Annotated in this window: 29 protein-coding genes and 1 pseudogene; 11 read left to right on the plus strand and 19 right to left on the minus strand. The window is 70.3% G+C overall.

Annotated features, from left to right (window positions below; genetic code table 11):
• The 3 genes from QR77_RS08575 to hisI all read right to left on the minus strand — a co-directional run.
• The coding region (locus QR77_RS08575; RefSeq protein WP_078876553.1) for a TIGR02234 family membrane protein at nt 1–576 on the minus strand (576 nt) is incomplete at its 3' end.
• Nucleotides 577–637: 61 nt separating this feature from the next.
• Nucleotides 638–2,143 (minus strand): anthranilate synthase component I, encoded by a 1,506-nt coding sequence (locus QR77_RS08580; protein WP_040020706.1) that lies wholly within the window; start codon nt 2,141–2,143, stop codon nt 638–640.
• Nucleotides 2,144–2,193: 50 nt separating this feature from the next.
• Nucleotides 2,194–2,610 carry a phosphoribosyl-AMP cyclohydrolase gene (gene hisI, locus QR77_RS08585; protein WP_052488615.1) on the minus strand — a complete coding sequence of 139 codons (417 nt, stop codon included), beginning with the start codon at nt 2,608–2,610 and terminating at the stop codon, nt 2,194–2,196.
• 84 nt (nt 2,611–2,694) lie between these two features.
• Here hisI and QR77_RS08590 point away from each other — a divergent pair, with 84 nt between their 5' ends.
• Nucleotides 2,695–3,327, plus strand: coding sequence for a TIGR03085 family metal-binding protein (locus tag QR77_RS08590; protein ID WP_040020708.1), 633 nt, complete (start codon nt 2,695–2,697; stop codon nt 3,325–3,327).
• 40 nt (nt 3,328–3,367) lie between these two features.
• On the opposite strand, the gene QR77_RS08595 is transcribed toward QR77_RS08590, so the two are convergent.
• Together QR77_RS08595 and QR77_RS08600 are read right to left on the minus strand one after the other, a co-directional pair.
• Entirely contained in the window at nt 3,368–4,645 is a 1,278-nt protein-coding gene (locus QR77_RS08595) for an MFS transporter (RefSeq protein WP_052488616.1), read from the minus strand.
• A gap of 107 nt (nt 4,646–4,752) precedes the next feature.
• The gene (locus QR77_RS08600) at nt 4,753–5,340 is read right to left on the minus strand and encodes a helix-turn-helix domain-containing protein (RefSeq protein WP_040020710.1); all 588 of its coding nucleotides are present in this window, start codon (nt 5,338–5,340) and stop codon (nt 4,753–4,755) included.
• 230 nt (nt 5,341–5,570) lie between these two features.
• Between QR77_RS08600 and QR77_RS08605 the strand changes: the two genes are divergently transcribed.
• Both QR77_RS08605 and QR77_RS47760 read left to right on the plus strand, forming a co-directional pair.
• On the plus strand, nt 5,571–6,740 hold the full coding sequence (locus QR77_RS08605; protein WP_040020712.1) for an acyl-CoA dehydrogenase family protein: 1,170 nt from the start codon (nt 5,571–5,573) through the stop codon (nt 6,738–6,740).
• Nucleotides 6,741–6,903: 163 nt separating this feature from the next.
• Nucleotides 6,904–8,040 carry a MerR family transcriptional regulator gene (locus tag QR77_RS47760; protein ID WP_160310892.1) on the plus strand — a complete coding sequence of 379 codons (1,137 nt, stop codon included), beginning with the start codon at nt 6,904–6,906 and terminating at the stop codon, nt 8,038–8,040.
• A gap of 30 nt (nt 8,041–8,070) precedes the next feature.
• Here QR77_RS47760 and QR77_RS08615 read toward each other — a convergent pair whose 3' ends face one another.
• Nucleotides 8,071–8,733, minus strand: coding sequence for a class I SAM-dependent methyltransferase (locus QR77_RS08615; RefSeq protein WP_040020714.1), 663 nt, complete (start codon nt 8,731–8,733; stop codon nt 8,071–8,073).
• A 71-nt stretch (nt 8,734–8,804) separates the two neighbouring features.
• On the opposite strand from QR77_RS08615, the gene QR77_RS08620 reads away from it, so the two are divergent.
• Both QR77_RS08620 and QR77_RS08625 read left to right on the plus strand, forming a co-directional pair.
• Nucleotides 8,805–9,440 (plus strand): TetR/AcrR family transcriptional regulator, encoded by a 636-nt coding sequence (locus QR77_RS08620; RefSeq protein ID WP_040020716.1) that lies wholly within the window; start codon nt 8,805–8,807, stop codon nt 9,438–9,440.
• Nucleotides 9,441–9,973: 533 nt separating this feature from the next.
• Nucleotides 9,974–10,531: a YcxB family protein gene (locus tag QR77_RS08625; RefSeq protein ID WP_078876555.1), complete on the plus strand. Its 558-nt coding sequence runs from the start codon at nt 9,974–9,976 to the stop codon at nt 10,529–10,531.
• Nucleotides 10,532–10,947: 416 nt separating this feature from the next.
• Here the strand turns inward: QR77_RS08625 and QR77_RS43350 are convergent, their stop codons facing one another.
• The 10 genes from QR77_RS43350 to hisD form a co-directional block, all read right to left on the minus strand.
• Nucleotides 10,948–11,430, minus strand: coding sequence for an SMI1/KNR4 family protein (locus QR77_RS43350; RefSeq protein WP_078876556.1), 483 nt, complete (start codon nt 11,428–11,430; stop codon nt 10,948–10,950).
• Nucleotides 11,430–12,812: an HNH endonuclease gene (locus QR77_RS47765; RefSeq protein WP_236710567.1), complete on the minus strand. Its 1,383-nt coding sequence runs from the start codon at nt 12,810–12,812 to the stop codon at nt 11,430–11,432. The genes QR77_RS43350 and QR77_RS47765 overlap by 1 nt, the downstream gene beginning before the upstream one ends.
• Nucleotides 12,813–13,037: 225 nt before the next feature.
• A complete protein-coding gene (gene hisF / locus QR77_RS08635) occupies nt 13,038–13,808 on the minus strand; it encodes an imidazole glycerol phosphate synthase subunit HisF (RefSeq protein ID WP_040020721.1) in 771 nt (256 codons plus the stop codon).
• Entirely contained in the window at nt 13,805–14,233 is a 429-nt protein-coding gene (locus tag QR77_RS08640) for a RidA family protein (protein WP_040020722.1), read from the minus strand. The genes hisF and QR77_RS08640 overlap by 4 nt, the downstream gene beginning before the upstream one ends.
• Nucleotides 14,230–14,955 carry a bifunctional 1-(5-phosphoribosyl)-5-((5-phosphoribosylamino)methylideneamino)imidazole-4-carboxamide isomerase/phosphoribosylanthranilate isomerase PriA gene (gene priA, locus QR77_RS08645; protein WP_040027556.1) on the minus strand — a complete coding sequence of 242 codons (726 nt, stop codon included), beginning with the start codon at nt 14,953–14,955 and terminating at the stop codon, nt 14,230–14,232. Before priA ends, QR77_RS08640 begins: the two co-directional genes overlap by 4 nt.
• Nucleotides 14,956–15,050: 95 nt before the next feature.
• Nucleotides 15,051–15,749, minus strand: coding sequence for an imidazole glycerol phosphate synthase subunit HisH (gene hisH, locus QR77_RS08650; RefSeq protein ID WP_078877769.1), 699 nt, complete (start codon nt 15,747–15,749; stop codon nt 15,051–15,053).
• 5 nt (nt 15,750–15,754) lie between these two features.
• On the minus strand, nt 15,755–15,925 hold the full coding sequence (locus QR77_RS47380; protein WP_040020723.1) for a hypothetical protein: 171 nt from the start codon (nt 15,923–15,925) through the stop codon (nt 15,755–15,757).
• Nucleotides 15,922–16,515, minus strand: a complete 594-nt coding sequence (gene hisB, locus QR77_RS08660) for an imidazoleglycerol-phosphate dehydratase HisB (RefSeq protein WP_040020724.1) — start codon at nt 16,513–16,515, stop codon at nt 15,922–15,924. The genes QR77_RS47380 and hisB overlap by 4 nt, the downstream gene beginning before the upstream one ends.
• A complete protein-coding gene (locus QR77_RS08665) occupies nt 16,512–17,651 on the minus strand; it encodes a histidinol-phosphate transaminase (protein ID WP_040020725.1) in 1,140 nt (379 codons plus the stop codon). The genes hisB and QR77_RS08665 overlap by 4 nt, the downstream gene beginning before the upstream one ends.
• Nucleotides 17,648–18,979 (minus strand): histidinol dehydrogenase, encoded by a 1,332-nt coding sequence (hisD, locus tag QR77_RS08670; protein WP_040020726.1) that lies wholly within the window; start codon nt 18,977–18,979, stop codon nt 17,648–17,650. The genes QR77_RS08665 and hisD overlap by 4 nt, the downstream gene beginning before the upstream one ends.
• 176 nt (nt 18,980–19,155) lie before the next feature.
• Here hisD and QR77_RS08675 point away from each other — a divergent pair, with 176 nt between their 5' ends.
• The 6 genes from QR77_RS08675 to QR77_RS08700 all read left to right on the plus strand — a co-directional run bounded on the left by QR77_RS08675 (nt 19,156) and on the right by QR77_RS08700 (nt 25,144).
• Nucleotides 19,156–20,760: a hypothetical protein gene (locus QR77_RS08675; RefSeq protein WP_040020727.1), complete on the plus strand. Its 1,605-nt coding sequence runs from the start codon at nt 19,156–19,158 to the stop codon at nt 20,758–20,760.
• 124 nt (nt 20,761–20,884) lie between these two features.
• Nucleotides 20,885–21,913: a hypothetical protein gene (locus QR77_RS08680; RefSeq protein WP_040020728.1), complete on the plus strand. Its 1,029-nt coding sequence runs from the start codon at nt 20,885–20,887 to the stop codon at nt 21,911–21,913.
• 5 nt (nt 21,914–21,918) lie between these two features.
• On the plus strand, nt 21,919–22,659 hold the full coding sequence (locus QR77_RS08685) for an LON peptidase substrate-binding domain-containing protein (RefSeq protein ID WP_040020729.1): 741 nt from the start codon (nt 21,919–21,921) through the stop codon (nt 22,657–22,659).
• A 19-nt stretch (nt 22,660–22,678) separates the two neighbouring features.
• On the plus strand, nt 22,679–23,185 hold the full coding sequence (gene ybaK / locus QR77_RS08690; RefSeq protein ID WP_040020730.1) for a Cys-tRNA(Pro) deacylase: 507 nt from the start codon (nt 22,679–22,681) through the stop codon (nt 23,183–23,185).
• Between the two features lie 203 nt (nt 23,186–23,388).
• Entirely contained in the window at nt 23,389–24,162 is a 774-nt protein-coding gene (locus tag QR77_RS08695; protein ID WP_040020731.1) for an SDR family oxidoreductase, read from the plus strand.
• A 142-nt stretch (nt 24,163–24,304) separates the two neighbouring features.
• Nucleotides 24,305–25,144 (plus strand): helix-turn-helix transcriptional regulator, encoded by an 840-nt coding sequence (locus QR77_RS08700; protein WP_040027558.1) that lies wholly within the window; start codon nt 24,305–24,307, stop codon nt 25,142–25,144.
• A 3-nt stretch (nt 25,145–25,147) separates the two neighbouring features.
• On the opposite strand, the gene QR77_RS08705 is transcribed toward QR77_RS08700, so the two are convergent.
• The 3 genes and pseudogenes from QR77_RS08705 to QR77_RS48405 all read right to left on the minus strand — a co-directional run.
• Complete coding sequence (locus tag QR77_RS08705; protein WP_052488617.1) at nt 25,148–25,918, minus strand: hypothetical protein; 771 nt, start codon at nt 25,916–25,918, stop codon at nt 25,148–25,150.
• 50 nt (nt 25,919–25,968) lie between these two features.
• On the minus strand, nt 25,969–26,733 hold the full coding sequence (locus QR77_RS08710; RefSeq protein ID WP_236711074.1) for an ABC transporter permease: 765 nt from the start codon (nt 26,731–26,733) through the stop codon (nt 25,969–25,971).
• Between the two features lie 124 nt (nt 26,734–26,857).
• Nucleotides 26,858–26,972, minus strand: a pseudogene (locus QR77_RS48405) (ABC transporter ATP-binding protein); the annotation flags it as partial.

Below are 26,972 nucleotides of genomic sequence, written 5' to 3' on the forward strand. Positions count from 1 at the left end.
GCCGGAGCCGGCGGCCGTGGCGCCGGTCCGTTCGTAACGGCCCGACATGGTGGGCCAGCGCTTGCCGTACCGCAGGGCCAGCAGGCCAGCGAGCAGGATGAGCACGCTGCCGATCGCGGTCACGTACGGCCACGCCGTATGGCTGAGCGCGTCGACGGTCGAGGCCGCCTCGCCGGTCGTCTGCGCGGCCTTCTCGTCGAGCGCGGCGCTGTCGGCGGCGCCGAGGAAGGCCGAGAGCGCGGCGCCCGCGCCGCTCAGCGCGAGCAGCAGCGAGACCAGCAGGCGTCCGCCGCCGCGGACGGCGAACACCGCGACGAGCGCGGCGAGTCCGACGACGGCGAGGGCCGCCGGCACGCCGGTGACATCACGTCCGCCCGCTTCGAGCGGCACGGAACCGCCGCCTACAGCGGCGGTGCCCCTGGCCCACGTCTGGCCGGAGGCGATCAGTACCACGGCGGCGCCGGCGGCGCCCAGGAGCAGGGCGACGCCGAGACTGCGGCGGCTGCGCGGGGTGTCGGATGCGGTGGAGGTGGAGGCACGGGGCTGGGGTACGGGTACGGCACTCACGCACCCCACTATCCCCTACCGCCTCACCCGGTGTTCGGGCGGTGCGTTCGGGCGGCGCCCGGACGGGCCCTCACCCGCCGGTCCCCAGCCGGCTCGCCGTGTGTACGGCGCGCAGCACGGCGGCCGCCTTGTTGCGGCATTCCGCGTCCTCGGACGCCGGATCGGAGTCGGCGACGATGCCGGCGCCCGCCTGCACGTACGCCGTACCGCCGCGCAGCAGCGCCGTACGGATGGCGATCGCCGTGTCGGAGTCCCCGGCGAAGTCCAGATAGCCGACGCACCCGCCGTACACCCCGCGCCGGGTGGGTTCCACCTCGTCGATGATCTGGAGCGCGCGCGGCTTCGGCGCCCCGGAGAGGGTCCCGGCCGGGAAGCAGGCGGTCAGGACGTCGAAGGCGGTACGGCCCTTCGCGACGCGTCCTGTGACGGTCGACACGATGTGCATGACGTGGGAGTACCGCTCGACGGACATGAAGTCGACGACCTCGACGCTGCCCGGCTCGCAGACCCGGCCGAGGTCGTTGCGGCCGAGGTCGACGAGCATCAGGTGCTCGGCGCGCTCCTTGGGGTCGGCGAGCAGTTCGTCGCCGAGCGCCTGGTCCTCCTGCGGGGTGGCGCCGCGCGGCCGGGTCCCAGCGATGGGGTGGACCATCGCGCGCCCGTCCTCGACCTTGACGAGCGCCTCGGGGCTGGAGCCGACGACGTCGAAGGGCTCGCCGTCCTCGGAGGGAAAGCGGAAGAGGTACATGTACGGGCTGGGGTTGGTGGCCCGCAGCACCCGGTAGACGTCCAGCGCGCTGGCGGAGCACGGGGTCTCGAAGCGCTGGGAGGGTACGACCTGGAAGGCCTCGCCGGCCCTGATGCGCTCCTTGATGTCCTCGACCACGGCCTGGAACTCGGGGCCGCCCCAGCGTGCGGTGTACTCGGGGAGTTCGGAGGCGGGCAGCGCCGTGGGCATCGAGTCGACGGGCCTGACGAGGTCGGCGGTCATGGCGTCGAGGCGGGCGACGGCGTCCGCGTACGCCTCGTCCACGCCGGTGTCGAGGTCGTTGTGGTTGATCGCGTTGGCGATCAGCAGGACGGTGTTGTCCCAGTGGTCGAGGACGGCGAGGTCCGAGGTGAGCAGCATCGTCAGTTCGGGCAGGTGCAGGTCGTCGCGCGCGTGGTCGCCGATCTTCTCCAGGCGGCGCACGATGTCGAAGCCGAGGAAGCCGACCATGCCGCCGGTGAAGGGCGGCAGCCCGGCCGACAGGTCGCGGGGTGTGTGCAGGGTCTCGACGGTGGCGCGCAGCGCGGCCAGCGGGTCCCCGTCGACCGGGACGCCGACGGGCGGGGTGCCCAGCCAGTGCGTACGGCCGTCCCGTTCGGTGAGGGTGGCGGCCGACCGTACGCCGATGAAGGAGTAACGGGACCAGGAGCGGCCGTTCTCGGCGGACTCCAGCAGGAAGGTGCCGGTGCGCTCGGCGGCGAGCTTGCGGTACAGGCCGACCGGGGTGTCGCCGTCCGCGAGGAGGCGCCGGCTGACCGGGATGACACGGCGGTCCACCGCCAGCTTGCGGAAGGTCTCAAGATCCATGGCCGCTGACCCTACTAGTCGCTCACCGGGCGGTGCTCACCGCTCGTCGGTCACCGCTCGCCGCTGACCGCCGGCTGCTCACCGCTCGTCCCGCTCACCACGGGTTTGAGCACGTCCGCGTCGAAGCAGGTGCGGTCCCCGGTGTGACACGCGGCGCCGATCTGGTCGACCTGGACGAGGACGGTGTCGGCGTCGCAGTCGAGCGCGACGGACCGTACGTACTGCACGTGGCCCGAGGTGTCGCCCTTGACCCAGTACTCGCGGCGGCTGCGGGACCAGTAGGTGCAGCGTCCGGTGGTGAGGGTACGGTGCAGCGCCTCCTCGTCCATCCACCCGAGCATCAACACCTCCCCCGTGTCGTACTGCTGGGCGATGGCGGGAACGAGTCCGTCGGCGCCCCGCTTGAGGCGGGCGGCGATGGCGGGGTCGAGGCCCCCGGTCGGTCCCGGGGCCGTGCTGCTGCTCATACGGCCATTGTGCCGCGCCCGGCCGGAGGCCCGGGGCGGGCGTCCACTGGGCGGACGGGGTGCCGCCGCCGTACCCTTGCGGACATGTCGACCCATGCAAAGCGTGAACGACTTCTGCTCGCCGACCTGTTGGAAGCGGCGGGCCCCGATGCGCCGACTCTCTGCGACGGCTGGCTGACCCGGGATCTCGCGGCCCACCTCGTCGTACGTGAACGGCGCCTCGACGCGTCGGGCGGCACGATGGTGCCCGCCCTGGCGAACCGGCTGGCGCGGGTTCAGGGCGAGTACGTGGCGAAGCCGTACGAGGAACTGATCCAGCTCATCCGGAGCGGCCCGCCGAGGATGTCCCCCTTCAACATCAAGCAGTTCGACGAGGCGGCGAACACCGCCGAGTTCTACATCCACGCGGAGGACGTACGGCGGGCGCAGCCCGACTGGACGCCGCGCGAGCTGGACCGGGTCTTCGCCGACTCGCTGTGGTCACGGCTGGAGAAGGGCGCCCGGCTGATGGGCCGCAAGGCCCCGGTGGGTCTGGTGCTGCGCCTGGCCGACGGGCGGACGGCGGTGGCGCACCGCGGCACTCCGGTGGTGACGGTGACCGGGGAGCCGGGCGAGCTGGTGCTGTTCCTGTCGGGGCGGCAGAGCACGGCGGATGTGGAGCTGGAGGGTGACAAGGACGCGGTGGCGAAGCTGATGGACGCGAAGCTGGGGGTCTGAGCCGGCGCCGCCCGCGCGATGCCGCCGCCCGCTGCCGGTCCTACGGTGCGTGCGGTAGTTCGGCGCGGCGCAGCGCCCTGATCGACAGCCCGGTCAGGGCGCCGGCCGCGCAGAGTGCCGCGCTGGCGACGTACACGGGTCCGGTGCCCCAGGCGCCGATGGCGGCGCCGGTGACCGGGTAGCTGAGCGGTGCGACGCCCATCGAGAAGAGGAACGAGACGGACGTCACGCGCCCGAGGTAGGCGGGCTCGCTGAGGGTCTGGATGAGCGCGGCGCACAGCGCGCCGCCGAGTCCGGTCAGCAGCCCGACGCACAGGCCCGCGAGCGCGGCGAGCGCCACGGACGGCGCGAAGGCGAGGCCCGCGATACCGAAGGACCCGCCGACCAGGGCCAGACACATGACGAGTCCCGCGCGGCCGATCCGTCCCCGTACGGCCAGCAGCAGGGAGACGCCGCCCGCTCCGACGCCGAACGCGGCGATGATCCAGCCCATGCCGCCCGCACCCCAGCCGCGCTGCCGCGCGAGCAGGGTGAGCCCGATGTTGGCGGGGCCGACGAAGCCCAGTTCGGAGACGGCGGCGGTCAGCAGCAGAGGCCCGAGGACGCGGTGGCGCCGGATCTGGCGCAGCCCGTCCAGAAGGTCGCGCAGGGCGGCACGATCGGAACCGCCGGCCGCGTCGCCGGGCAGCGGTGACATCCGTACGGCGAGCAGCAGGGCGAGCGATACGGCGAACAGCGCACCGGCCACGGCGAACGCCGCCGGCGAACCGCCGAGCGCCACCAACAGCCCGCCGATCGGCGCCCCGACGACATTGGCGACCCGCGTGGCGAGTCCGCGCAGCCCCTGGAGGCGGGTGAGCTGGCCGGGGGTGGTGATACGCGGCGGCAGGGCCCCGACAGCGGGCAGGAACAGCGCGTCGACGGCGCCGAAGACCAGCGCCAGGGCGATCAGCAGCCAGAGGGACGGCCCGGTGAACAGCAGCGCCGCCGCCATGCCCAGGATGAACACGCAGCGCGCCGCGTCGCTGCCGATGACGACCCTGCGCGGCCCCCAGCGGTCGGCGAGCACTCCCCCGCCGAGCATCAGCGCGGCGCGCGGGACCGATCCGACGGCGAGTACGAGGCCGGCCTGCGCGGGGCCCCCGACGCGGGCCGCCGCCCAGGACAGGGCCATGAAGTAGATGCCGTCGCCGACCGTCGACGCGGTGAAGGCACCGAGCCAGCGCAGGACGTTGGGGTCGCGGTGGGCGGGGCGTTCGACGGGCGGGGCGGGGGAAAGTCCGGTGGTTGGTACGGATATGCCGATGGGCGCGCTCATGAGGATCGGTCCTCCGGGAGGCCGGTGTGTCGGGGTTCGGGTCTCGGGTCTCGGCGCGGGCGTCTTGGGCGGCCGTCTTGGGAGGCCGTCTTGGGCGGGCCGGGGCCTCAGAGGCGGAAGGGGAACCCGTACATGTGCACGGCGACCTTCTCCCGGCCCTCGGTGTCGCCCGCGTCCTCGGCGGCGCGCCCGGCGTCCTCGTACCGCCTGACCAGGGCGTGCATCTCCTCGCTCAGCCGGGCCAGTTCGTCGGCGGTGAGGTTCGCCAGGAACTCGCTGCTGAACGCGGCGCCGCGCCAGTCGGGTGTCCAGGCGCCCTGCGCGTCGAGATAACCGCGGTAGAGGTCGGAGCGCTGCTCGAACGACATCCGGCCGACGGCGGCGTGGGTGGCGGCCTTCTCGGGTGCGTCGGTGAAGTCCGCGTCGCGGAAGCTGACGCCCTGCGAGGCGCTCTGCCACCAGCGCTCCCTGCCGTCGCTGCCCTGCGCCTCCGCCTCCTCGATCAGGCCGTGGTCGGCGAGTTTGCGCAGGTGGTAGCTGACCAGCGAGACGGCCTCGTCGACCTGGTCGGCGAGTTGTGAGGCGGTGGCGGTGCGGTTCACGTAGAGCGCGCGGTAGAGCTTCATGCGCAGGGGGTGGCCGAAGGCCTTGAGGGTGTCGAGGTCGTCGATTCTGCGGGATTCGCCGGCTGTCATGGGGCCGACCCTAGATGGACAAGAAAAGTTGCACAATATTAGTTGCGCAATAATTCTTGCGGATCTGGGATCTGTCGGCGAGCCCTGAGCCGAGCCACAACGAGGAATTCGTACTATTGGGAGCATTAGGGGCATACGAGCGCTGACGGCTCCCGGACCGGAGCACCGGCCCGGGCGTTCGTCGCGCTGGAGGCCGGTGGTGCCCGCCGCCCGACGATTGAAGAGAGCCCATGAGCACCCAACCCATGAGCACCCATGAGTCCACACTGTTGAACCTTCCGGCCCAGCTCGCGCCCGCCATCAGGGCGGCCGCCGATGAGATGGAAACCGGCCGGGACCTGCCGGAGAGCCTGTACGGCGAACTGCGCGACCGCGGCGCGTTCCGCCTGCTCACCCCTCGCGAACTGGGTGGATTCGAGGCCCCGCTGGAGACGGTGCTGAAGGTGTACGAGGGGTTCGGCCGTCTCGACACCTCGGTGGCGTGGCTGGTGTGGAACGCCAACTGGGGGTTCCTCGGCGCACTGCTCGACGAGGCGGGCAACGGCCGGATCTGGGGAGACGGCCCGGAGCCGGTGTTCGCGAACTCGGGTATCCCCGGGTTCGCGGAGCCCACCGAAGGCGGCTACCGGCTGTCCGGCAACTGGAAGATCGTCAGCGGTATCGACCGGGCCGACTGGCTCGCCGTGGTCGGCGTGATCATGCAGGACGGAAGCCCGCGCCTGACGGACGCGGGCACGCCGGACGTACGGCTCTTCTCGCTCCGCCGGGACCAGGTGTCGATCAAGGACACGTGGAATGTCAGCGGCATGCTCGGTTCGGGGAGCAACGACGTCGTCGTCGAGGACACCTTCGTACCCGACGAACTGGTCGCCCGCTTCGACATTCCGGCCCGCGTCCAACGCCCCCTCTACCGGGGCTTCATCCCCACGCTCGTCTTCCCCGGCTGCTCGGCCGTCGTACTCGGTGTCGCACGAGCCGCCATCGAGGAGACAGTGACTCTCGCCGTGTCCAAGAGGACGCTCACCGGCGGCACGCTCGCCGAGTCGGCACACGCCCAGGCAGTCGTCGCACGGTCCGACGCCGCCCTTGAGGCGGCCCGGCTCCTGCTGCTGTCCGCCGCGGCGGCTCTGGACACCGCCGGCGAGAACGCCCAACCCGTCACCCTCGACCAACGAGCCGCCCTGCGGGCCGCGATGAGCCACGCGGCGACGGTCAGCCGGGAGGTGCTGGTGGCCATGTACGAGCTGGGAAGCTCGTCCTCGATCTACCGGGGCAACCCCGTTGAGCGGCTGTTCCGCGACGGCATGGTGGCGCTCCAGCACGCCAACCACTCCGCCGCCTTCTTCGAGGCGGCGGGACGTGTGCGCTTCGGAATGGAGCCGGGGATGCCGCTCTTCTGATCGCTCCCGTGATCGCTCCCGTGATCGCCTCCGTGATGGCTCCCGGGATAGCTCCCGTGATGGCTCCCCGGGAATGCCGCTCCACGTACCCACGCTGAAGGCCAGGGGACACTCCCGATGGAATCGGGGTCGAGTCGGGCGGAATCGGCGGAAGAGGATCAGGGTGCGGCACGGCAGGATAAAGATCGGCGACCTGGCCCGGCACACCGGCGTATCGACCCGGCTCCTGCGCTACTACGAGGAGCGCGGCCTGCTGACCGCGTACCGGGGCGAGAACGACTACCGGGAGTACGACGAGTCGGCGGTCGAGAAGGTCAGGCTGATCCGGGAACTGCTGGAGTCCGGCCTCACCACGGAACTCGTCCGCGCCGGAATCCCCTGCCGGCTGAACCCGCCCGCCCCGGGACAGGAGCTGCCCTGCGCGACCAGGGAGACCGTGGAGAAACTGCGCGAGCAGGCCCGGAACATCGAACAGCGGCTGGCCGCGCTGGGCCGTACCCATGAAGCGGTGAGCGATTACCTGCAGAGGGCGGAGGCCGCGGTGAGGGCCGGAGGAAGGGTCCCGTCGGGCGACGACTTGACCTTGCCACTAGTGACAACGGAGAGCCTGGAGGACATCTCCTACCGAAAGAGCCCGCTCATGAACATCGGCACCCACCACACCGTCCACACCATCGGCATCATCGGCGCAGGCAATGTCGGCAAGCAGATCGCCCGCCTGGCCGCCGCGAGCGGCCACCAGGTCCTCCTGAGCAACTCGCGGGGGCCCGAGACGCTCCCGTTCGACATCATCCACGAGCTGGGTGACCGCCTCACCACGTCGACCGCCGACGAGGTCATCGAGAAGAGCGACCTGGTCGTGATCGCGATCCCGGTCGGCGCGTACACCCGTATCCCCGCGGTGCCGGCGGGCAAGATCCTCATCGACGCGGGCAACTACTACCCGGCGCGCGACGGAGTGATCCCCGCGCTGGAATCGGGCGGGATCACCTCGTCGCAACTGCTCCAGGAGCAACTGCCGGGAGCCCGCGTGGTGAAGGCGTTCAACCACATCAGGGCCGCCGAACTCACCACCGACGCGACGCGGCCCGGCACACCGGACCGTCGCGCCATGATCGTCGCCGGCGACGACCGGGCGGCCCGCGCGACGGTGGCGGAGGTGATGGGCAACCTCGGCTTCGACCCGCTGGACATCGGCGAACTGCGCGAAGGCTGGCGCGTACAGCCAGGCACACCCGCCTACGTCGGGTCGTTCACGCGGGATCAACTGGTCGAAGCGCTGAACCGGGCGACCCGCTGACGGATCGGTACGCCCTTGAGGCGCGCCGCCTCAGAGGCGGCAACTGATCTCCATGCCGTCCTCCACGGGGAAGGTGACGCTCTGGTAGCCGTTCGCCGCATCGCGCACATAGGCGAGATAGGGCCCCAGTGCCGTGAGGTTGACGTCGTCGGCCACCACGAGGGTGCCGGGTGCGATGCGCGGTTCGAGCAGCTCCAGCACCGGCAGGCACAGGTCCTTCCAGCCGTCGAGCAGGAGGAAATCGACCGAGCCCGACACCTCGGCGAGCGACTCGCGGGCGTCCCCCTCCAGGACGGTGATCAGGTCGTCCAGACCGGTTTCGGCGAAGGTACGGCGGGCCGCGGCGGCTTTGGCCGGGCTCAGTTCCGTACCGATGACCCTCCCGGTGCCGTTGTCGCGCACGGCGGCGGCCAGATAAAGCGTGGAGATGCCGAAGGACGTACCGAATTCCACGACGGTGGCGGGGCGGACGGCCCGGATCAAGTTGTAGAGGAGCTGGCCGCCGCGGGCGGAAATCGGCATGTACACCTCCGCCTTGGCGTCCGCCTGCTCCCGGGGCGACGCCGAGGCGTAGCTGTCGGGCCGAGCGGCCCTGATGCGCTCGCTGATCGCCGCGTCGCCCTCCGCCTCGGCGAACATCCGGTTGAGGGCCGAGGACACCTCGGGGGTGTTGAGCGTGTTGGTGTGTGTCATGAAATCTAGAGTAGACGGAACGTTGCGTTGAATCTAGATGCTTGACCTACCCTGACAACCGGGAGGCACACATGGAGCGAGGACAGACGGTCGGCGAGGACGTCAGCACCGGCCGGGCACCGAGGCGTCACCACGGCAACCGGCACGGGCGCAGCGAAGAGGCGCGGCAGGCGATCCTGGAGGCCGCCGACGACCTGCTGGTCGAAAAGGGCTTCGCGGGCGTCACCATCGAGGGCATCGCGGCGAGCGCCGGAGTCGCCAAGCAGACCGTCTACCGCTGGTGGTCCAGCAAGACCGAGGTTCTCCTCGACGCCTTCCTCCAGGACGCGGCCGAAGCCCTCACCCCGCCCGACTACGGCGACCTGGCACGTGAACTACGCGTACACCTGCACCAGTTGGCCGAGTTCCTCAGCCACTCCGACGCCGGAGCCGTCTTCAGGGCCCTGCTCGGACAGGCACAGCACGACCCCGCGTTCGCCACGGTGCTGCGAGCCGGCCACCTGGGCGAGCAACGCCTGCGCGACCGCCTGCCACTGGAGCGCGCGATGACGCGCGGCGAACTCCCCGCCGGGCTGGACGTCGCGGTCGAGGTCGAGCAGCTCGTGGGCCCGGTCTACTACCGCGTACTGGTGACGGGAGAACCGGCCGACGAGGCTTTCACCGACCGACTGGTCACCAGCTTCCTCAGCCGCCTGCCCCAAGCCTGACGCCCAAAGAGACTGCCCGGCTCAGCCGCCGGGCGTGGGTGGTTCGAAGGTGCGCCAGAGATCGATGAGGCCGATCAGCGACCGGACGATGAACACAACGCAGGCCACCCATCCCCACCCCGAAGACAATTCGCCGCACCCGCCGCCCCAACGGCCCCCTGTCCGCAGGCAGTACGACGCGCCCACCCGACCGCTCCGGATCACCGCAGCCATCGCGGGTGTGACGGCACAACAGAGCCGACGGAGTCGACGGTCAGTCAAAGCGCGATCAAACGATGGTTGGGCTTCCGCAAAACATCCAAACCCCTCGACGCCGTCCAACCAGCCCAGCCGTGGCCATAAGAGGCAGCGTCCAACCTGCGGTTGTGCCGTGAGAACGCCATCCTGCCGCGGCCCTTGCTGCCACCTCCACCACCCCCGGCCAGGTGTAGGCCTCAACATTCCGTGTCAGAGGGTCTTCAATCACCCACATAAGATCCAGCAGATCTTCCGCCGGCGGGTCCATCTGACCGCCCTGAGCCCGTGGGGCCACATTGACCGTCGACCAGCAATCACAGACCGGCGACAGCCTCCGGTTCGTCTACCGTCCCTCCCGCGAGGACATAGCCGAAGTGATGAGAACTCGAAGACGTGTGACGGCGAGTGGACGAACAGGTCGCGTCATAGTGATTGTCGGCCTGCTCTTCCTGGCGACCGTGGGCGTACTGAGCGTCGTGAACGGAGAGCCTGCGAGAATAGAGATACCCGTCTCGATCTTCGTGGTCGGAATCTTGGCACTGAGCCTGGTCATGAGGCGGCTGGGAATGCGCGTGCTCTACAGAGCAAAGGCGAGGGGCGGTGACTACGCCATCACAGTGGACGCCCACGGCGTTCGCGTCGCAACCGCCATCACCACCATGAGAGTCCCGTGGTCGGACCTCTCCGGCTACACGGAAACCGAGCGCCTCTTCGTACTCCTCCACCGCCGGGCGAACACAATCAACACCACGCCACTCCCCAAAAGAGCCCTACCCCAGCCGACCGACACCGACCGCCTGCGCGAACTGCTCGACCGCCACTCGACCCGCGTCAAGGGCACTCCCTCAACCTGAAACCTGAGGAACAGATCGAGGCCATGGCCTGATCCCCCTCCTCACCGAGGGAGAACCGTCCGCCAGGCGCCTCGCACTCGGTGATCACACATCCCGCGTCACGCCCGCAAAACCCGACGCCATGTCAGCGACGACAACCGGCACAGCAAAGCGATACGGCATCCGACAGCGCCACCACCGGCGGACCCCGGTGAGCCGGTGCCGCAAAACATCACAGAAGCCCCGCCGAATTCCCATTCCAGCGGATCTTTGCGGAAACACAAGACAGCAGATAGGTCCTGCCATATTGCATGTGGCAGGACCTATCCATGACCCGTGGCACAGCAAGAAGACGGGTGAGCTCAATCTCTACGAAGGCACCCTCTTCGAGTCCATCCTGGGGAAGTAGTGCTCCTTGCGACTAGAACAAGCCGAACCTAATCAAAAGAATTGCAAGAAACCAGCCGCGAAAGGAACTCGTCAAATGACTGAGCCACCCGCCGAGGGACGCGATCTTCATCGATGTACACCACAGCGGGTTCACCATCAAGGCTACACTCGGAATAGTCGAGCATTACAGTGTCATGGCCGGCGGAAGGCGTATCGCAAATCACTACACCGATTTCTGGGTACCCCCACTCGGCGATCAAGTATGAGCTGCCCGCACCAGATGAGGAATCAATTCCCCAAGCCCCGCCAATTCCACGAATTCCGCTGATCTCGAAATGGTCGTCAGCCCAGGATGTCGGAAATGCAGTGGGGTAGCAGCGATGCCGTGGGCTTCCTCCGTTCCGCACGAGTAGCACATCGATGTAGCTGCGGGGCAGGGCGACTCCGAGGTCCTCTTCGGCCCGACGGATCATGTCGCCGTCGAGCTGAGGCCCTGTGTAGTAGTCATCATCTTCGAACACATCCGCCATCAGAAACCTCCGGTATGCCCGGTGTCGGCGTGGATTTGCCTCTCGATGAGCTGCATGAGCCCAGGGTCCTCATTATGATGCCACGTGTAGCCAGGCGGAGTCGAAGATAGTCCCGCTGCCTGATTGGCTAGCCTGAAGTCCTTCGATCGACTACCGGTGAGCTGAATCCGAACGTCTGGCACTTGCGGGTGACGCCATGCAGAGAAGTCAGGGAATCCATTCGTATCGAACGGGACACTTGTCTTCGGATGGGCATCTCCGGCGAGCTTGCCGTTCCGCACCTTCGGTACGCCGCCATTAGCACAATCGCATGTTGCCGGGTGTCCCGTGATAGCTCCACCACAATTGTGGACAAGGACAGGCGTGGCCCCCGCCAGCACATAGTACGTATGAGTCGTGTTGACCGTGAGGTCGTGGGTGAGGTGTTGGTGGTGCCAGATGTGGACCGCCAAGATGGCGACCGATGCGCCCGTTGCCGTGCGGAGACCCGTATGGGGCTTGAGATCGCCCGCGTCGATCCAGCGGTGTGTGGTGGTCGACCAGAACGGGTGGTTGACCGTGGCGGTGATCTTTGAGGTCTTCTTGCCGCCCTTGATCGTGACGGTCGCGAAGTCCTTGTCGTCTTTGGTCGTGATCAGCTTTTCGACGGTCCGGTCGGTGCTCTTTCCCGTCTCCGGGTCCGTGGCCTTGACCTCGTCGCCGGCCTTGACGTCCTTGATCGGCTTTGTTTCGCCGTCAGCCATCAGGACGGGGGTGGCGGGCAGGAAACTGTGCCCCCCGCAACCCACCGGGCTGGAACCGGACTTCGGCTCCGACTCGGCGGCACGCGCCGCGCCTCCCGCTGCGCCCGCCTCGGACGCGTCGTCGGCTGCGGCCTTCGCCGCTTGCGCACCGGCCGCGGCCCCTGCCTCGGCCTTCTCCGTGGTCACCGCTGTCTCGGCGAGCGCCGCGGCGCCTACGCCTGCGAGGACGGTCGACGTACCCAGTTCGGCGGCTCCGGCCGCGGCCGCCGTCGCCGTCGCGACCCCGATTCCCGCCCCGGCCTCAGCGGCTCCTGTGAATGCCAGTGCGGCTTCGGCACTGGCGGCCAGCACACAGGCCGTGCAGGCGACCACCACCGCGATGACGACCGCTGTGGCGATGACGGTCGCGATGACCGGGTGCCTTTTAACTTCCTGGTAGGCCTTGTGGACTATGTGCGAGACGTGGCAGGACCAGGACCAGCCGCAACCCTGGTGGCTGCTGCAGCTTCCGCCGCCATTGCCACTACCGCCGCCCTTGGCAGTGGTGGCCCCCTTGTAAGGCGTACTGCTGTAGTCCCAGCCCCCCTTGCCGTCCGGCCGCGCCGTCACCATCTGGGTCGGTGTCGTCTCGGACGCCACGTCAACAGGCGAGCCGGAGGCCGCCGCCTTCGCCGAAGCGGCGGCCTCCGGTGACAGATCTCCGGCCGCGGCTGCGGAGGGTATGGAGGTCGTGCCGGCTCCGTCGGCGGCTGAGGCCGGGTGCGCTCCGACGGCCAGTAGCGGTGGCAGCAGCAGAGCTGTGGCGGCCAGCCATGCCCGGCGTGCGGGCATGGCTCTGACGCGTCTTCGCGGGATCCCGAACGGCTACTGCCGCACCGGATGCCCCGCTTCCCTCAGTGTGGTCTTCACCTCGGCGATGCGCAGGTCGCCGAAGTGGAAGACCGAGGCCGCCAGTACCGCGTCAGCGCCCGCTTCGATGGCCGGGGGGAAGTCCGTCAGGCGGCCCGCTCCGCCCGAGGCGATGACCGGGATCGTTACGTGGGCGCGGACGGCCGCGATCATTTCCGTGTCGTAGCCGTCCTTCGTGCCGTCCGCGTCCATCGAGTTGAGCAGGATCTCGCCCGCGCCCAACTCGGCGGCCCGGTGGGCCCATTCGACCGCGTCGATGCCTGTGCCCTTGCGGCCGCCGTGGGTGGTGACCTCGAAGGAGACCGCGCCGGACGCCGACTCCGTACGGCGGGCGTCGACCGACAGGACCAGGACCTGGCGGCCGAAGCGCTCGGCGATCTCGCGGATCAGTTCCGGGCGGGCGATGGCCGCCGTGTTGACGCCCACCTTGTCGGCGCCCGCCCGGAGGAGTCTGTCGACGTCCTCCGGGGTACGGACGCCGCCGCCGACCGTGAGCGGGATGAAGACCTGCTCGGCGGTGCGGCGCACCACGTCGTACGTCGTCTCGCGGTCGCCGGACGAGGCGGTGATGTCGAGGAACGTCAACTCGTCGGCGCCTTCGGCGTCGTAGAGCTTGGCCATCTCGACCGGGTCCCCGGCGTCGCGCAGATTCTGGAAGTTGACGCCCTTGACGACCCGGCCGTTGTCCACGTCCAGGCAGGGAATCACCCGGATCGCCAGGGTCATGCCGGCTCTCCGGGACCGTCGGCTCCCGCGCTGTCGGCGCCCTGCCGGTACGCCTCGACCTCGACCTCCACCACCAGGCTCGGGTCGACGAAGCCCGACACGATGATCATCGAGGCGGCCGGGCGCACCGCGTGGAACAGCTCCTTGTGGGCGCGGCCGACGTCGTCGGCGTCCCTGGAGTGCGTGATGTACATGCGGGTGCGCACCACGTCGGTCGCTTCGAGACCCAGCTCGCGCAGCGCGGTGACGGCGACGCCGAAGGCCGTCTTCGTCTGCTCGTACGGGCTGCCCTCGGCGATCCGGCCGTCGATCACCGACGTACAGCCGGACACCAGGACCAGCCCATTGGGGAGTTGGACGGCGCGTGAGTAGCCGTACGACTCCTCCCACGGGTTCTTCGACGAGATCTTGCGTACGCCGGTCATCGGGCCACCGCCTCCAGTGCCTCTTCCAGGGTGAACGCCTTCGCGTACAGCGCCTTCCCGACGATCGCGCCTTCCACTCCTTCGGCCACCAGCGCCGACAGCGCGCGCAGGTCGTCCAGCGACGAGACGCCGCCGGAGGCGACGACCGGCTTGTCGGTCGCGGCGCACACGCCCTTCAGGAGTTCCAGGTTGGGGCCCTGGAGGGTGCCGTCCTTGCCGATGTCGGTGACGACGTAGCGCGCGCAGCCCTCGGAGTCGAGGCGCGCGAGGGTCTCGTAGAGGTCGCCGCCGTCCCTGGTCCAGCCGCGGCCGCGCAGGGTGGTGCCGCGTACGTCGAGGCCCACGGCGATCCGGTCGCCGTACTCGGCGATGACCTTGGCGACCCACTCCGGGGTCTCCAGCGCCGCGGTGCCGAGGTTGACCCGGGTGCAGCCGGTGGCGAGGGCCGCGGCGAGCGAGGCGTCGTCGCGGATGCCGCCGGACAGCTCGACCTTGATGTCCATGGCCTCGGCGACCTCGGCGATCAGCTTCCGGTTGTCGCCGGTGCCGAACGCGGCATCCAGGTCCACGAGATGCAGCCACTCGGCGCCCGAACGCTGCCAGGAGAGGGCCGCTTCGAGCGGCGAGCCGTACGAGGTCTCCGAGCCGGACTCGCCGTGCACGAGGCGTACGGCCTGGCCGTCCCTGACGTCGACGGCGGGCAGGAGTTCGAGCTTCTTCACAGCGGGCTCCACGGACTCCACCGTCTCGACCGGGGCCGGTGCGGGCGGTGTGGGCCTGCGCTTCGGCGGGGAGGGCTTCGGGATGGGGGAAGACATCACAGGGTTCCGATCCAGTTGGTCAGAAGCTGGGCGCCGGCGTCGCCGGATTTCTCGGGGTGGAACTGGGTCGCCCACAGCGCGCCGTTCTCCACGGCCGCCACGAACGGCTCGCCGTGAGTGGCCCAAGTGACCTTGGGGGCGCGGATGTTGGCGTTGGTGACGGTGAGGTCCCAGTCGTGCACCGCGTACGAGTGCACGAAGTAGAACCGGGCTCCGGCGTCGAGGCCGGCGAACAACTCGCTGCCCTCAGGCGCCCGTACGGTGTTCCAGCCCATGTGCGGCACGATGGGGGCCGCGAGCGGTCCGACCGTACCCGGCCATTCGTCGAGGCCGTCGGTCTCCACGCCGTGTTCGATGCCGCGCTCGAAGAGGATCTGCATGCCGACGCAGATCCCCAGGACCGGCCGGCCGCCGGCGAGCCTGCGGCCGACGATCCAGTCGCCGCGTGCGGCCTTGAGGCCCGCCATGCAGGAGGAGAAGGCGCCGACGCCCGGGACGACCAGGCCGTCAGCGGCCATCGCACGGTCGTAGTCGCGGGTGATCTCGACATCGGCGCCCGCGCGGGCGAGGGCGCGCTCCGCCGAGCGGATGTTGCCGAAGCCGTAGTCGAAGACGACGACCTTCTTGGCCGTCGCGGCCTTTCCCGACGCCGCGGCCTTTCCCGACGCCGCGGCCTTTCCCGACGCTGAGGTCACCGCGCTCAGCCTCCCCACAGGCCCTGGATCCGCAGGACACCCGCGACCAGGCAGAACAGCGAGCAGATACCGAGCAGCACGATCACACCGAGGGGCTGCTTCTGCTTGATGAAGGAGTAGACGCCACCGGCGAGGAACAGCCCCACCAGGATGAGGATGGTGTTGAGGCCGGTCACAGCGCGCCCTTGGTAGAAGGAAGGATCCCGACCGCGCGGGGGTCGCGCTCCGAGGCGTATCTCAGCGCGCGGGCGAGGGCCTTGAACTGGCACTCGACGATGTGGTGGGCGTTACGTCCGTACGGTACGCGTACGTGCAGCGCGACCCGTGCCTGCGCGACGAAGGACTCCAGGATGTGCCGGGTCATCGTCGTGTCGTAGCTGCCGATCATCGGCGCCATGTTCTCGGGCTCGCTGTGCACCAGGTACGGGCGGCCCGAGAGGTCGACGGTGACCTCGGCGAGCGACTCGTCGAGCGGCACCGAGCAGTTGCCGAAGCGGTAGATGCCGACCTTGTCGCCGAGGGCCTGCCGGAAGGCGGCGCCGAGCGCGAGCGCGGTGTCCTCGATGGTGTGGTGCGAGTCGATGTGCAGATCGCCCTCGGTCTTGACCGTGAGGTCGAACAGGCCGTGCCTGCCGAGCTGGTCGAGCATGTGGTCGAAGAAGCCGACGCCGGTCGACACGTCCACCTCGCCCCGGCCGTCGAGGTCGATCTCCACGACGACGGACGTCTCTTTCGTGCTGCGTTCCACGCGGCCGATGCGGCTCATGCGCTCTGCTCCTTCTTCAAGTCTCTTACCGCGTCGAGGAACGCGTCGTTCTCGGACGGGGTGCCCGCGGTGACCCGCAGCCAGCCCGGTACGCCGTTGTCACGGACCAGGACGCCCTGGTCGAGGATCCGCTGCCATGCCGCGTGGGCGTCCTCGAAGCGGCCGAACTGTACGAAGTTCGCGTCCGAGTCGGTCACCTCGAAGCCGAGCGCGCGCAGCTCGACGACCAGGCGGTCCCGCTCGGCCTTGAGCTGATCCACGTACCCCAGCAGCGTATCGGTGTGCTCCAGCGCCGCGAGCGCGGTGGCCTGGGTGACGGCGGACAGGTGGTACGGCAGGCGTACGAGCTGCACGGCGTCGACCACGGCGGGGTGCGCCGCCAGGTAGCCGAGGCGCAGTCCCGCGGCGCCGAAGGCCTTCGACATGGTGCGGGAGACGACGAGGAGGGGCCGGCCCTCGATGAGCGGGAGGAGGGAGGGGCGGTGGCTGAATTCGACGTACGCCTCGTCGACGACGACCAGGGTCGGCTTCTGCGCCTGGGCGGCCTCGTACAGCGCGAGGACGGTGTCCGCGTCGACCGCAGTGCCGGTGGGGTTGTTGGGCGAGGTGATGAAGACGACGTCGGGACGGTGCTCGGCCACGGCGCGGACCGAGGCGGTGACATCGATCGTGAAGTCGTCGTCGCGCGGCCCTGAGAGCCAGCCGGTACCGGTGCCGCGCGCGATGAGGCCGTGCATCGAGTACGAGGGCTCGAAGCCGATCGCGGTGCGGCCGGGGCCGCCGAAGGCTTGCAGGAGCTGCTGGATGACCTCGTTGGAGCCGTTCGCCGCCCAGACATTGGCCGTGGTCAGCGGGTGCTTCCCGGTGCGGCTGAGGTAGGCGGCGAGCGCGGTGCGCAGCTCGACGGCCTCCCGGTCGGGGTAGCGGTTGAGGCCGCGCGCGGCTTCCCGTACCCGCTCGGTGATGCGCTCGACCAGCTCGTCGGGGAGCGGGTAGGGGTTCTCGTTGGTGTTGAGCTGTACGGGGACGTCGAGTTGGGGCGCGCCGTACGGGGACTTGCCGCGCAGCTCGTCCCGTACGGGGAGTTCGTCAATGCTGATGCCGATGCCGTCCCCGGGCAGTGGTGTGGTGCTCATACGGTCGGCACCTTCCACCCGAAGCGTGCCTTCAGCGCCGCGCCGTGTGCCGGCAGGTCCTCGGCCTCCGCCAGTGTCACCACGTGGTGGGCGACCTCGGCGAGCGCGTCGCGTGTGTAGTCGACGATGTGGATGCCGCGCAGGAAGGACTGGACCGAGAGGCCCGAGGAGTGGCAGGCGCAACCGCCGGTCGGCAGTACGTGGTTGGAGCCGGCGCAGTAGTCGCCGAGCGAGACCGGGGCGTAGGGCCCGACGAAGATCGCGCCCGCGTTCCTGACCCGGTCCGCCACCGCTGCGGCGTCGGCGGTCTGGATCTCCAGGTGCTCGGCGCCGTACGCGTCCACGACCCGCAGCCCGTCGTCTACGGAGTCGACCAGCACGATCGCCGACTGCTTGCCGGCCAGCGCGGGGGCCACCCGGTCCTTGATGTGTTTGGTGGCGGCGACCTGGGGTTCGAGTTCCTTCTCGACCGCGTCGGCCAGCTCCACCGAGTCCGTGACGAGGACGGCTGCGGCCAGCGGGTCGTGCTCGGCCTGGCTGATCAGGTCGGCCGCGACGTGCACCGGGTCGGCGGTGGAGTCGGCGAGTACGGCGATCTCGGTGGGTCCCGCCTCGGCGTCGATGCCGACGCGGCCCGCGAAGTAGCGCTTGGCCGCGGCGACCCAGATGTTGCCGGGCCCTGTGACCATGTTCACCGGGGGGCAGCCGTCGGGCCCCGGGACGCCGTACGCGAACATCGCGACGGCCGTCGCGCCGCCCGCCGCGTACACCTCGTCCACACCGAGCAGCGCGCAGGCGGCGAGGATCGTCGGGTGCGGCAGGCCGCCGAACTCCTGCTGGGCGGGGGAGGCGAGCGCGATGGACTCCACGCCGGCTTCCTGCGCGGGTACGACGTTCATGATCACGGACGACGGGTAGACGGACCGGCCGCCGGGCGCGTAGAGCCCGACCCGCTCGACCGGCACCCACTTCTCGGTGACCGTGCCGCCCGGCACGACCTGGGTGGTGTGCGCGCTGCGCCGCTGTTCGCCGTGGACGAGCCTGGCCCGGCGGATGGACTCCTCCAGGGCGGCGCGTACGGCCGGATCGAGCTGCCGCAGGGCGGTGTCGAGCGCCTCGGCGGGCACCCGTACCCGCTCCAGCTTCACACCATCGAACCTCTCCGCGTACTCGATCAGCGCCGCGGTGCCACGATGGCGCACGTCCTCGCAGATGGGCCGCACTTTGTCCATGGCGGCTTCGACGTCGAACTCGGCGCGGGGCAGCAGGTCACGCAGGGCGCCGCCCTCGGGGAGGGCGGAACCGCGCAGATCGATTCGTGAGATCACGGTGTCAATTCTCGCAGACCGCACAGGGGCGCCGGTCCGCCGTATCACTGGCTGATACCTGCCCCGAGCCTTACTCACAGCTACGCGTCACCATTAGCGTTCATCGCGTCACTGAGCGGGAATCACCGTTGTAAGGACCATATGTACAGAAGCAACACGGGGAAGCGGAGGCGGCCGTGACCGAGCCGCAGGAAATCGAGACTCCCGACTGGCTCAGCTCGGCTGAGATCGGCATGTGGCAGGCCTTCCGGAACGGCAGCACGTACGACCTGTCCACCTCCGATCCGCTCCAGAACGACCCGTTCTCGGCCAGGCCCTGGGGCCCCGACCGCAGTGTGCGGGCCCGGGTGATCGCTCTGCTGCTGCTCAGTGGGCCCCCGGCGCTGCCGGGCCGGGTCGCGGCGCTCAAGCTCCGGGGCGTCCAGATCACCGGACCGCTCACACTCGCCGGCGGCAATGTCTCACCGTACGTGGAGATGAACCACTGCCGGTTCGAGGAGGAAGTGGTACTCCCCGAGTCACACTTCACCACTCTGCGGCTGCTGGGCTGCGCGCTGCCGCGCCTGGAGGCCGCCCGGCTGCGCACCGAGGGCGATCTGCATCTGCCGCGCTGCCGGGTCGAGCACGGCATCCGGCTGACCGACGCGCAGATCGGCACAGATCTGCTCATCAACCAGATCCATGTGCGCCCGGACCGGCTCGGCCGGGCCCTCACGGCGGACGGAATGTCCGTCGGGCAGGACTTCCAGGCCGATCAGATCGAGACATATGGCGAGGTGAGTCTGCGCGGCGCGAAGATCGGTGTCTCGCTGAGCCTGCGCGGCAGCAGATTACGCGGAACGCCCGGGCTCGGGCGTGCGCTCAACGCACCGCAGCTCACTGTGGAGCGCTCGCTCTACATGACCAGCGCCTGGGTCAGCGAGGCGACCGGCGCGGCCGGGGCCACTCCCCCGTACGGCATCGGGAACGTGGCCACTCCGGTCCTCGGCACCCGGGAGCAGCAGTTCGAGAGCTACGGCGGGGTACGGCTGGACGACGGCCGGTTCGGCGACGCCGTGGACCTGGGCGCCGCGCGGTTCGTGATGGCGGCGGAGGACGAGCTGTCGCTGCGCAGGATCGTCACTCCTGAGCTGCGCTTCCGGTGTGAGTGCCCGGAGGAGGGCAGGGTCGTCCTGAGCGGCGCGAAGATCGTCACACTGGTCGACACGGCGGCGAGCTGGCCGGGCCCCGGCGGTCTCGCGATGGGCGGTTTCCTGTACGAGAACCTCGTCCCGTACGGACTGTTCCCGCTCGACCGGCGGCTGGAGTGGGTCGCCGCGGCGACCCCGGAGTACGCCCCCGAGCCGTACGAGCGGCTCGCGCAGGTCCTGCGCAACAGCGGCGAGGACGCCGACGCGCGCGAGGTGCTGCTCGCCAAGCAGCGGCGGCGCCGCGAGACGCTGCCGCTGGCCGGAAAGCTCTGGGGCTACCTCCAGGACTGGACGGTGGCGTACGGCTACCGCCCAGGGCGGGCCGCGCTGTGGATGGCGGTGCTGTGGGCGGCGGGCACGTTCGCCTTCTCCCGCTACGCGCCACCACCGATCCAGCCCGACCAGCATCCGGTCTGGAATCCGGCGCTCTACGCGCTCGATCTGCTGGTGCCGGTGATCAACCTGGGGCAGGAGGGGTACTGGCGTCTCGAAGGCGGCTGGCAGTGGGCGGCGGCCGCGCTGATCCTGCTCGGCTGGATCCTCGCCACAACAGTCGCAGCAGGCGCCTCACGTCTCCTGCGTCGCGGCTGACCCGGCGCGCGTCGCGGTCGGACCGCTTTCTTTGCACTGCCTTGACCTTTCGGAGGACAACCTTTCCGCCCGCTACCAAAGCTTCACAGCCGCCCTCTGGCGCCGCCGCGACCTGCGGTTTTCAATGGTCCGCACCATGTCACTGCTTCGTGCCCTGATCAGCACAGTGCGGATGGTCCGGCACACCCCGCAGCTCGCCGCCGGGCTGCCGCCGGACGACGCCGTACTGCTCGACGCCCCCGACGAGCGGCTCGCGCCCGCGCTGGTCTCGGCTGCCGTCGGGGAGTACGAGCCCGCCGCCAAACTCCTCGCCACCACACGGGAGTCGGCCGAGTGGGAGAACCGCGACCGCTATGTGATGCGGCTCGCGGCCTTCGCCGACAAGCGCGACGGATGGCTCGCCGACTGGGTACGGGCCGCCCCGCACGACCCGGACGCGCTCGTCGTCAAGGCCGAACTGGCGGTTCGCAGGGCGTGGGAGTCACCGGCGCGCGCCGAACGGCTGCGGGAGACCGGGCCGCTGATCGACGCGGCGGCCGAAGGCGATCCGCGCGACCCCGTGCCCTGGCGTCTCGCGCTCGACCACGCGCGCGGCACCCACGCCACGCACTCCGCCTTCGAGGCGCTCTGGGAGCAGGCCGTGCGCCGCTCCTCGCACCACTACGGCTGCCATGTCGCGGCGTTGCAGTTCCTCTCGGCCCAGTGGTACGGCTCGCACCGCGAGTGCTTCGACTTCGCCGAACAGGCGGCGCAGGACACGCTTCCGGGGTCGCTGGTGCAGGCTCTTCCCGTACGGGCGGCCTTCACCCAGCTTCTGAGCGGTGAGCCCACGCCCCTTCAGGCGGACAGGATCGACCGGGCGGCGGATCTCGCGATCGCGGTCTCCGCGCAGTACGAGCCGGGCGATCCCTGGCCGGCCGAGGTGCGCAATCTGCTGGTGTACGTGCTGGTGGGACGCGGCAGATGGGCGGCGGCGCTGGAGCAGTTCCGGCTGATCGGGGCTCATGCCAGCTCGTTCCCGTGGACCTGTTTCACCGACGATCCGCTGGGGCAGTTCCTCGAAACCAGGGACGCGGTCAAGATCCAGGTCGCCTCGGAAATGCCTTTAAGAGCCCGGACCGTCCACTCGGACCCCTGCGGCCATTACGCTTGACCGTTGTGACCACAGCACGCCTCCCTCTGTTCCCGCTGAACGCGGTGCTGTTCCCGGGCCTCGTCCTGCCCTTGAACGTCTTCGAGGAGCGGTATCGCGCCATGATGCGCGAACTGCTGAAGACGGACGAGGACGGCCCCCGGCGCTTCGCCGTGGTCGCCATCCGCGACGGGCACCAGATCGCGGCCGCGGCTCCCGGCATGCCGGGCTCGGCCGCCGCACCCGAGAACGGTCCCGCCGACGGCTTCGGCTCCGACCCGCTGACCGCCTTCCACACCGTGGGCTGTATCGCCGACGCCGCGACGATCCGCGAACGCCACGACGGCACCTTCGAGGTGCTGGCCACCGGCACCACACGGGTCAAGGTGCTGTCCGTGGACGCGAGCGGCCCGTATCTGACGGCGGAGCTGGAAGAGCTTCCCGAGGTGACGGGCGAGGGCCTGGCGACGCTCGGCGAGGGCGTCCTGCGGGCCTTCAAGAACTACCAGAAGCGGCTGGCGGGGGCGCGTGAGCGCTCGCTGTCCACACCCGCCGACCTGCCGGACGACCCGTCGGTGGTGTCGTATCTCGTCGCCGCCGCCGCGATCCTCGACACCCCGACCAAACAAGGGCTGTTGGAGGCGCCGGACACGGCGACACGGCTGCGGCAGGAGCTGAAACTGCTGCGCGGCGAGACGGCGTTGATCCGCCACCTCCCCTCGCTGCCGGCCGTGGACCTGACGCACGCGCCGAACAGCCCCAACTGACGGCGGGCACGGGAGCGCTGTGGCGAAGAAGCCCAAGAACCAGAAGCCGGGGGCCGGTTCGACGCCGGCGACGGTCGCGCTGAGCGCGGCGGGCACGGCGTACACCCTGCACGCGTACGACCACGACCCCGCCTCGCCCTCGTACGGCGAGGAGGCGGCGCAGGCGCTGGGGGTGTCCCCCGACCGTGTCTTCAAGACGCTGGTGGCGGACGTCGACGGGGAACTGACCGTGGCCGTCGTACCGGTGGCGGGCTCGCTGGACCTCAAGGCGCTGGCCTCGGCCGTCGGCGGCAAGCGGGCGGCGATGGCGGACCCAGCGGCGGCCGAGCGTACGACCGGGTACGTACGCGGCGGGATCTCGCCGCTGGGCCAGCGCAAGCGGCTCCGTACGGTCCTGGACGCGTCGGCGGACGGCCACGCGACCGTCTGTGTGTCCGCGGGGCGCAGGGGGCTCGAGGTGGAGCTGTCGCCGGGGGACCTGGCGGCGCTCACGGGGGCCGTGCTGGCGCCGATCGGCCGCGCCTGAGCCGATCCGGGATGCTGCCGGGATGCTCCGGGACCGCCGCCGGATCGCCGCGCGACCGCGAAAGGGGGATCGCCGCTCCCTGGACAACTGAGGCCTTCATCCGGCTCCGCGCACTCTCCAGGCTGAGGGACGGCGGATGGCCCGTCCGAACCGCGTGAAACGCACGCGGCGGCCATCCCCTTCGTATCCGGGGAGCTCAGTTCATGACCGCAGACAGCAAGATCGCCATCGTCACCGGGGCCAACCGCGGACTGGGGCGCGACACCGCGCTCCGGCTCGCCGAGGACGGCGTCGATCTGATCATCACCTACCGCTCGCACGCCGAAGAGGCCCAGGACCTGATCGACACCGTCACGGCGGCCACCGGCCCCGGCAGGACCGCCTACGCCCTCCAGCTCGACACCGGCCGCCTCGACGGCTTCGACGCGTTCACCGAGGACGTACGGCGGCTGCTCAAGGAGGGCTGGGGCCGGGACTCCTTCGACTTCCTGGTCAACAACGCGGGCACGGCCGGATACGCGCCGATCGCCGAGACGACGGTGGAGGCCTTCGACGAACTGCTGAACGTGCACTTCCGCGGTGTGTACTTCCTGACGCAGAAGCTCGTGCCGCTCATCGCCGACGGCGGGCGCATCGTCAACATCTCCACCGGGCTGACCCGCTTCACCTTCGCGGGCTCCTCCGCGTACGCCTCGATGAAGGGCGCCGTCGAGGTCTTCACCCGCTACCTCGCCGAGGAACTGGGCGCGCGCGGCATCACCGCCAACACGGTGGCCCCGGGCCCCGTCGCCACCGACTTCGGCGGCGGCCGCCTGCGCGGCAGCGAGGACATGCGCACCATGCTCGGCGGCCGGACGGCGCTGGGCCGGGTCGGCGCCCCCGAGGACATCGGCGGCGTCGTCGCCGCGCTGCTCTCCGGACGTACGGGATGGGTCACCGGGCAGCGTCTGGAGGCCTCCGGCGGCATCCTGCTCTGACGGGCCGACCGGCTGACGCGCCGGGCGGGCGTAGAGGGAGGGCCGGGTGCTCGGCCCTCCCCCGCCCCACGGGAACAACCGGAACGACCGGAACAGCCCGAACGACCTCAACGACCCCAACGACCTGAGGGACAATCGTGTGATGGACAGAGCACAACTGGCGGACTTCCTCCGTACCCGGCGCGAAGCCCTCCAGCCCGAGGACGTGGGCCTGCCACGGGGACCGCGCCGACGCACCCGCGGCCTGCGCCGCGAAGAGGTCGCCACCCTGTGCGGCATGTCCACCGACTACTACAGCCGTATCGAGCAGCAGCGCGGGCCGCAGCCCTCCGAGCCGATGCTCGTCGGCATCGCCCGCGGTCTGCACCTGTCGCTGGACGAGCGCGACCACCTGTTCCGGATGGCGGGGCACAACACCCCGCGCAGGAGCCGGCGCGGCGACCACATCAGCCCGGGCATGATGCGGATCCTGGACCGTCTCGACGACACTCCGGCCCAGGTCGTGACCGGTCTCGGCGAGACGCTGACCCAGACCAGACTCTCGGTCGCCCTCGTCGGGAACCAGACGCAGTACACGGGTCTGGACCGCAGCTCGGTCTACCGGTGGTTCACCGACCCCGGCGCGCGCCTGATCTTCCCGGAGGAGGACCGCGCCCTGCAAGGCCGGATCTTCACCTCGGCGCTGCGGAGCGTCTACTCGCACCAGGGCGCAGCCTCACGCGCCGGCGAGATCGTCGACGCGCTGCTGGAGCGGAGCGAGGAGTTCGCCGCGGTGTGGAGCGCGCACGAGATCAACCTTCCGCGCAATGACATCAAGCGCATGAGCCACCCCGAGCTGGGCGTCCTGGAGCTGCACTGCCAGACGCTGTACGACACCGACCAGGACCAGGCGCTCCTGGTCTACACGGCCACTCCCGGGACCGAGAGCCACGAGAAGCTCCAGCTCCTGTCGGCCACGGGGGACCGCCAGCCCCAGACCTGAGGTCTACGCGTCGCCGTCGCCGTACCGTGTGCTGCCGCTGCCGCTCTCCGGCGGCTGCGAGGCCTCCGGGGCCGGGGCCGGGGAGTCGGCCGGGGAGTCCTGGGGGCCCTGCTGTGGGGCGTACGCGCCGGGGCCCTGGCTCCAGTCGATCACCTCGGGCTCCGGGTCACGCGGGCTGAACAGCGCGGTCAGCGCCAGGTGGATGATCATCGCAGCGACGGGCCACGCCAGCAGCGCGCCCTTCATCTTCAGCTCCAGCGGCGCGTCGAAGGTGACGCCCTTGCCGACCTGCTTCGCGTGCGCCACGACATCGCTCGTGGGGCCGAGCCAGCCGCCCACCTTCCAGGCCACGATCGCGCCCAGCAGGCCGCCGAGCGCGAGACCCAGCACCTGGGGGATGCCGCCGCGCCGCTGGAAGAGGAACACCACAACGGCGCTGACCAGGCCGAAGGCGAGCGCCAGCAGGACGAACGTACCGTCGGCGCCGATCGCCTCCTCGCCCTCCGTGTCCTTCAGGAAGACCGCGGTGGCGTCGGAGATCAGCGGGGTGCGCGGCGCGAGCCACAGCCACAGCAGGCCGAGCAGTACGCCCGACACGGCGAGCGCGACCAGCACGACCACCGCCCATCGCACTTCCCTGCTCGTACCGGGCCCCTTGTCCAGCACCCCGGCCCCCTGGCCGGCGGTGAGGTAGGGCGAGGACCCGGTGCCCGGCGTCTGCCAGGGGTCTTCGTCGTGCGAGGGTCGGTGAGGCGGCGTCAGAGGTGCGGTCACCTTGCCATCGTGCCAGGCGCCCCCGGGTGGCGCCTCACCGGACCGGCGCCTCACCTGACGGCCGCCCGCCGGTACGCCCAGGTGGCCACGGCCAGCGAGACGACACCGACAGCGGCACACACTCCCAGGTCGAGGCCGACGGCCGACCAGTCGGGACGCGCGTCAAACGTACGGGCGAGCGCCTCGACACCGTAGGTGGAGGGCAGCAGATCGCGTGCCCACCCGATCGGCCCGGGCAGCCGGTCGGCGGGCAGCACACCGAGCAGCAGCGCCGCCGACATGCCGAGCTGGCCGAGCAGTGTGGCGAGCTCCTGGCGCGGCGCGAGCAGTCCCAGCGCGGCGCCGAGGCCGGCGAGCGCCGCTCCGGCCAGTGGGATCACGGCGACCAGCACCCACAGATGCGTCAGCGGCAGCCCGAAGAGCACACTCCCCGCCACGGCGGTCAGCGCCGTGCCGGGCACGGTGAAGGAGGCGTACGCGCCGGCGGCGCCGAGCACCACGGCGGCGGGCGGCACGGGCAGTGTCGCGTAGTGGTCGAGACCGCCGCTCGCGCGCATCTGGCCGAAGTACTGGGCGAGCAGGTTGAGCGCCACAAAGGCGACGACCAGCACACTCGACCCGGCGACGACCGCACGCGCCTCGTTCCCGCCCTCGACGACCCCCCGCATCAGGATCATGATCCCGACGGACTGGAAAGTCGCCACGAACAGCAGCGGGATCCGGGCGACCCTGGCCCGGGAGAGCTGCGCGCGGTACACCGCGGCCAGCGAGGGGAAGAGCCGCGCCCGCGGTGCGAGCGGCGCTGGCGCCGTCACCGGCGTTCCCGGGGGCGTTTCGGTGGAGGTCTCTCCGGTGGCGGTCTTCCGGGCCGTCCGGACGCTGCTGCTCCCGGACACGGCCTCCGCAGGCACGATGGTCACCCGACGCTGCTCCTGTTCGTCATGCCTTCACCAGCCCGCTGGGCCCGCGGGTCTGTCCGCCGAGCGCGAGATACACGTCTTCCAGGCTGGGCGTCGCCAGGGTGAAGTCGTCCAGGGCGGCGAAAGCCGCGCCG

Source organism: Streptomyces sp. 150FB (assembly GCF_000818195.1).
In the GTDB taxonomy this organism is placed as follows: Bacteria; Actinomycetota; Actinomycetes; order Streptomycetales; family Streptomycetaceae; genus Streptomyces.

What these genes read in the sequence shown, in the direction of transcription:
- QR77_RS08680 (WP_040020728.1), top strand. Translation starts at nt 20,885, where the DNA reads ATGGTCCGCACCATGTCACTGCTTCGTGCCCTGATCAGCACAGTGCGG.
- QR77_RS08595 (WP_052488616.1), bottom strand. Translation starts at nt 4,645, where the DNA reads ATGAGCGCGCCCATCGGCATATCCGTACCAACCACCGGACTTTCCCCC.
- hisB (WP_040020724.1), bottom strand. Translation starts at nt 16,515, where the DNA reads ATGAGCCGCATCGGCCGCGTGGAACGCAGCACGAAAGAGACGTCCGTC.
- QR77_RS08590 (WP_040020708.1), top strand. Translation starts at nt 2,695, where the DNA reads ATGTCGACCCATGCAAAGCGTGAACGACTTCTGCTCGCCGACCTGTTG.
- QR77_RS08665 (WP_040020725.1), bottom strand. Translation starts at nt 17,651, where the DNA reads ATGAGCACCACACCACTGCCCGGGGACGGCATCGGCATCAGCATTGAC.
- QR77_RS08605 (WP_040020712.1), top strand. Translation starts at nt 5,571, where the DNA reads ATGAGCACCCAACCCATGAGCACCCATGAGTCCACACTGTTGAACCTT.
- QR77_RS43350 (WP_078876556.1), bottom strand. Translation starts at nt 11,430, where the DNA reads ATGGCGGATGTGTTCGAAGATGATGACTACTACACAGGGCCTCAGCTC.
- QR77_RS08640 (WP_040020722.1), bottom strand. Translation starts at nt 14,233, where the DNA reads ATGACCGGCGTACGCAAGATCTCGTCGAAGAACCCGTGGGAGGAGTCG.
- QR77_RS08695 (WP_040020731.1), top strand. Translation starts at nt 23,389, where the DNA reads ATGACCGCAGACAGCAAGATCGCCATCGTCACCGGGGCCAACCGCGGA.
- hisF (WP_040020721.1), bottom strand. Translation starts at nt 13,808, where the DNA reads ATGACCCTGGCGATCCGGGTGATTCCCTGCCTGGACGTGGACAACGGC.
- QR77_RS08580 (WP_040020706.1), bottom strand. Translation starts at nt 2,143, where the DNA reads ATGGATCTTGAGACCTTCCGCAAGCTGGCGGTGGACCGCCGTGTCATC.
- QR77_RS08620 (WP_040020716.1), top strand. Translation starts at nt 8,805, where the DNA reads ATGGAGCGAGGACAGACGGTCGGCGAGGACGTCAGCACCGGCCGGGCA.
- QR77_RS08700 (WP_040027558.1), top strand. Translation starts at nt 24,305, where the DNA reads ATGGACAGAGCACAACTGGCGGACTTCCTCCGTACCCGGCGCGAAGCC.
- hisI (WP_052488615.1), bottom strand. Translation starts at nt 2,610, where the DNA reads ATGAGCAGCAGCACGGCCCCGGGACCGACCGGGGGCCTCGACCCCGCC.
- QR77_RS08615 (WP_040020714.1), bottom strand. Translation starts at nt 8,733, where the DNA reads ATGACACACACCAACACGCTCAACACCCCCGAGGTGTCCTCGGCCCTC.
- QR77_RS08600 (WP_040020710.1), bottom strand. Translation starts at nt 5,340, where the DNA reads ATGACAGCCGGCGAATCCCGCAGAATCGACGACCTCGACACCCTCAAG.